The following is a 4646-nucleotide window of genomic DNA, read 5'->3' as shown; positions in this document are numbered from 1 at the left end:
TGCTCTGTTTATTCTAGCAATAACACACTACATCAATATTAAATTTAAATTGACACAGTTTTATGAACACTCCCAATTAAGATGTACGAATTTATGTGCATAGTTTTTTTCAATTTATAAAGGTGAAGTATTTTCTTCAGTGGCAATTAATTAAACAGTTAATTGATAAGGCACCTCAACAATAATCCGTGCTTGACCTTTGGTCTCGGTTTTACTAACACTTTTTAAACCCCAACGCAAAAGAGCAGTTTTTTGATTATGTAAGAAAGTATGCCATAGCTTGGTCGTTTCTGCTTTGGGTAAAACTAACACAGCCAGTCCACGCTGAGGTTCAGTTAAATCGGTGCGACGAATAAACTTGATAAGCGGTCTTGAGAGGGATTGATATTGCGAATCCAGAACAACTAACTCTTCAGGGAAGTTTAATTCATTCCATTGCTTTTGTAAGCGTGCGGTTTTTTCAGGGTTTATGTTGATGGTCACAGGTGTGATATCAGGCGATATTTTGCGCGCAAAACTAAGCGCTGCAATCGTGCCTTTATGTAATTTGGAGACAGGTACAATCACTTTTAATTGTGTGTCTTTTTGCAATGAAGTCTCAATCAAACCGGTATCAGCACTTAATGATAATTCTTGATCTGCCAAACGATAATGGTGAGCAATGCGATAAAACATTAAAATTAACAGTGGCAAAGCGATGATGATAATCCACGCGCCTTCAAAAAATTTAGACTCGATAACGACGATAACGGCAATAAAAGTACATAGACACCCAAAGCTATTGATACTAGCTTTAATCCACCAACTTTTGACTTCACGACGACGGTTGTACCATACACGTACAAGACCGGCTTGACACAAAGTAAATGCTAAAAATACGCCAATGGAATACAGTGGGATAAGGGCGCTGGTATTTGCCTGAAAGATAATAATTAACACACAAGCAAAAACAGCAAGTGCTAAAATGCCATTACTAAAGGCTAATCGATCACCAACGTTTTGTAGTTGTCTTGGTAAGTAACCATCTTTACTAATCATTGAGGTTAGAAGTGGGAAACCCGCAAAAGAGGTATTGGCTGCGAGTAATAAGATCAAACAAGTAACCGTTTGCAATAGATAATAAAATACCCCTCCACCAAAAATATTATGTCCGATTTGTGATAATAAACTTTGATCTGTGAGTGGTTGTAATTCAAGTTTAGACGCCAGAAAAGAAATGCCTAAAAACATTGAAATCAAGAGTACGATTAAAACCATCAAGGTGATTGATGCATTCTTAGCGCGTGGCTTTTTAAATGACATCACACCATTAGCAACCGCTTCAATCCCTGTCATTGCTGAACACCCTGATGAAAAAGCGCGTAGTATGAGTGTTAAGGTTAAGACTCCTGTTAATGGCGCCATAAGGTCCGTGGCATGTGAGTAATCAACAGGAGGTAAATTACCAGACAGATAGCGATAAAGTCCAATGCCAATCATAGATAATATAACAACAACGAAAGCGTAAGTAGGCCACATAAAGGCAGAAGCAGATTCTTTCATACCTCGCAGGTTCATCCACATGATAAAAATAATTGCAATAACGGCCATAAGCTCAGCATGTGATTGTACTTCAGGAAAAGCCGAAGTGATCGCTAAGATACCTGCCGAGACACTCACCGCTACTGTTAAGATATAATCAAGCATAAGCGCACCTGCGGCAAGAAGTCCCATAAAGGTGCCTAGATTCTCACGTGCCACAATGTATGCGCCACCGCCTTCTGGATAGGCATCAATCGCTTGTTTGTAGGATATCCCAACAACAACGATCAAAATGGCAATAAAAATAGCAATATGCATCGACATTGCTAAAGCTGCAGTGCCCGCTAAGATAAGGACTGTTAAAATCTCACCAGTTGCATATGCTACGGAGGATAGTGCGTCGGAAGAAAAAATAGCTAATGCGTGTTTCTTTGATAAAGCATGCTCTTCAGCTTGTGCTTTAGGGATAGGGTCGCCAAAAAAAATGCGTCCTAACTTCATAAGTGAAATCCATCGTGTTTCTCATCGGTTAAGTTGGCGAATTTACACTATTTTTATTTTTTAGGCAATGTTGGCAGAATATCTAAAAGGCAAAAGAGTAAAAAGATCAAAAAGAGTAAAAGAAGTAAATGAATTTAAACTGGGTTATCAATATCAATAAAGTGATGTGTTAAGTCAAAGTGCTTAGCAAGATGCTGACCAAGGGCTTTAATACCATAGCGTTCAGTGGCATGGTGTCCTGCTGCGATATAAGTAATACCTAACTCACGAGCGATTAAAGTAGTACGTTCAGAGATTTCACCTGAGATATAAACATCTGCACCAGCATGATAGGCGTGTTCAATAAAATCTTGCGCCCCCCCTGTGCAAATGGCAATTTTTTGAATGTTTCCATTCATCTTACCGACAATAAGAGGGGTGCGTTTTAGTTTGTCGGTAATAAGCTTTGTAAGATCTGTTAATGTGGTGTGATGATCACAGATAATCCCATAATTTGGTGTGGTGCCTGTATTAAATTCAGCGCTTACATTAAGATCTAGAAGTTGAGCTAATTGTGCGTTATTACCCAGTGTTGGATGAACATCAAGCGGCAAATGATACGCAAACAAATTGATATCATGCTTGATCAGTGCTTTGATGCGTTGGTATTTTATGCCAGTAATAGTTTGGTTCTCGCCTTTCCAAAAATAGCCGTGATGCACAAGAATGGCATCTGCCTTCTTTAAAATAGCGGCTTCTATTAGCTCAAGGCTAGCACTGACACCTGTGACAATGGTGTGAATATCTTTTTTGCCTTTGACTTGTAGACCATTAGGGCAATAATCCTTGATCATATCAACATTTAATAGTTGATTGAGATATGCTTTAAGTTCTTTTTGATCGATCATATATGGCTCTTTGAGTGTGTGATTTCATCAAGATAAGGAATAGAGCTTTGCGCACCTAGTTTGGTGACGGAGAGCGCTGCTGCTTTGTTAGCAAATGCAATAGCCTCTAGCAAGGTATTATCTTGAGCAAGCGCACTAACCAAGGCGCCATTAAAAGTATCCCCTGCTGCAGTCGTATCAATGGCAGCTACTTTGTGTGTGGGAATAAGCTTTGCAATATTGCCATCATAGAAGAAAGCACCTTGTACGCCCATAGTGATAATAACGTTACTAACACCACGATTAAAGAGCACTTTAGCTGCCATAAGCGCTGACGACTCATCTGTAACCTCAATGCCCGTCAAGAGTGCGGCTTCTGTTTCGTTGGGTGTGATGATGTCAATTAGTGGGTAAAGCGTATCAGGCAAGCTTTGCGCAGGTGCTGGATTAAGTACAAATAAGCACTGATTACTTTTGGCTAATTCGCCAGCACGCATAATGGTTTCAATAGGGGTTTCTAATTGTGTCAGGACAATTTGACTATCAGCAAATTGCGTGGTGAGTTTATCTAAATCTTGAGGTGTTAATAAAGCGTTAGCGCCAGAGGCAACAGCAATCGAGTTTTCACCATTTTTGGCAACATAAATCATCGCAACACCCGAAGGCTTATTGCTGCGCTTGATATGTTTGATATTGATATTGTCTTTGCGGTAATTATTGATAAGTGTTTCACCAAAACCATCCTCACCGACACAGGAAACAAAGCACACATCACTACCTAGGCGCGCACTTGCAACTGCTTGATTAGCGCCCTTGCCACCTGAAGCTGTTAAAAATTGTCCACCTAAAATTGTTTCTCCAGGGCTTGGAATGTGTTCAACCTGTATAATCAGATCCATATTGGCACTACCAATGACCATTATTGTCATAATCACTATCCTTAACTTTTGTTTCAAAATATATAAATCGTGGCTATCGTATCATATTTTAAATGAGTAAATCTATTTTCTTGAAATCAAAACTAAGTGCATTATAATCATCATTATAAGGTGACTAGATGGTTTGTGATGAAATTTGACTGGGATAGTGCTAAAGAACGATTGAATCTAGAAAAACATGGTGTGAGTTTTACAGTTGCTAAACAGGCTTTTTATGATGAACAACGTCTTATTGCTAAAGATGTTGAGCATAGTGTAAGTGAGGATAGATATTATTGTATTGGCAGGGTGGAAACTGGTGGTATCTTGACTGTTAGGTTTACATTTAGGAAAGACGTAATAAGAATATTTGGCGCAGGTTACTGGAGAAAAGGTAAAAAAGCATATGAAAAACATGAAAAAAACAAAAAATGAGTCTATTAAAGAGAGTACGAAAAATAAAAGAACCGCAGAAAATAAGGTGGCGATAAGTTACAGCGATGAGCCTATGGAGTTTATGTTGATAGACGATTTTCTGCCTACACCTAAACAGCTGATGGCAGCAAATGAGCTAGAAAGAGTTTCCTTGAATATTAGCAAAGAAAGTAAAGAATTTTTCATTAAACTTGCTAAGGCAATTCATGGTGATCGAGAAAGAGCAGGTTATCAGAAACTTATGCGTGATGTTTTGGATGCTTATGCAAAAGCGCACACTAAAGATCTCAAGCAATTAAGACATTGATTATTTTATATTCCCCTCTTTTCAAGCATAGGTTTATAGGGATCTTTTTGTAAGTGGGTTTTAAAATGGTTGAGTTAAAGATAAGATGAATAAAATCAC

The 4646-nt window shown here is 38.5% G+C and carries 5 protein-coding genes; 2 read left to right on the top strand and 3 right to left on the bottom strand.

Going from position 1 to position 4646, the window contains the following annotated elements; translation table 11 throughout:
- Positions 1–150 precede the first annotated feature (150 nt).
- The 3 genes from ACY10D_RS03270 to rbsK form a co-directional block, all read right to left on the bottom strand.
- A complete protein-coding gene (locus ACY10D_RS03270) occupies positions 151–2022 on the bottom strand; it encodes an APC family permease (RefSeq protein ID WP_486999348.1) in 1872 nt (623 codons plus the stop codon).
- A 134-nt stretch (positions 2023–2156) separates the two neighbouring features.
- The gene (locus tag ACY10D_RS03265; protein WP_486999347.1) at positions 2157–2909 is read right to left on the bottom strand and encodes a Nif3-like dinuclear metal center hexameric protein; all 753 of its coding nucleotides are present in this window, start codon (positions 2907–2909) and stop codon (positions 2157–2159) included.
- A complete protein-coding gene (gene rbsK, locus ACY10D_RS03260) occupies positions 2906–3817 on the bottom strand; it encodes a ribokinase (protein WP_486999346.1) in 912 nt (303 codons plus the stop codon). The genes ACY10D_RS03265 and rbsK overlap by 4 nt, the downstream gene beginning before the upstream one ends.
- Positions 3818–3955: 138 nt before the next feature.
- On the opposite strand from rbsK, the gene ACY10D_RS03255 reads away from it, so the two are divergent.
- Positions 3956–4240 (top strand): BrnT family toxin, encoded by a 285-nt coding sequence (locus ACY10D_RS03255; protein WP_486999349.1) that lies wholly within the window; start codon positions 3956–3958, stop codon positions 4238–4240.
- A complete protein-coding gene (locus tag ACY10D_RS03250; RefSeq protein ID WP_486999345.1) occupies positions 4212–4547 on the top strand; it encodes a hypothetical protein in 336 nt (111 codons plus the stop codon). Before ACY10D_RS03255 ends, ACY10D_RS03250 begins: the two co-directional genes overlap by 29 nt.
- The last annotated feature ends 99 nt before the right edge of the window (positions 4548–4646 follow it).

Source organism: Cysteiniphilum sp. (assembly GCF_057495195.1).
The sequence above is the reverse complement of the archived record's forward strand: the minus strand, read 5'-3'. Positions and strand labels throughout refer to the sequence as shown.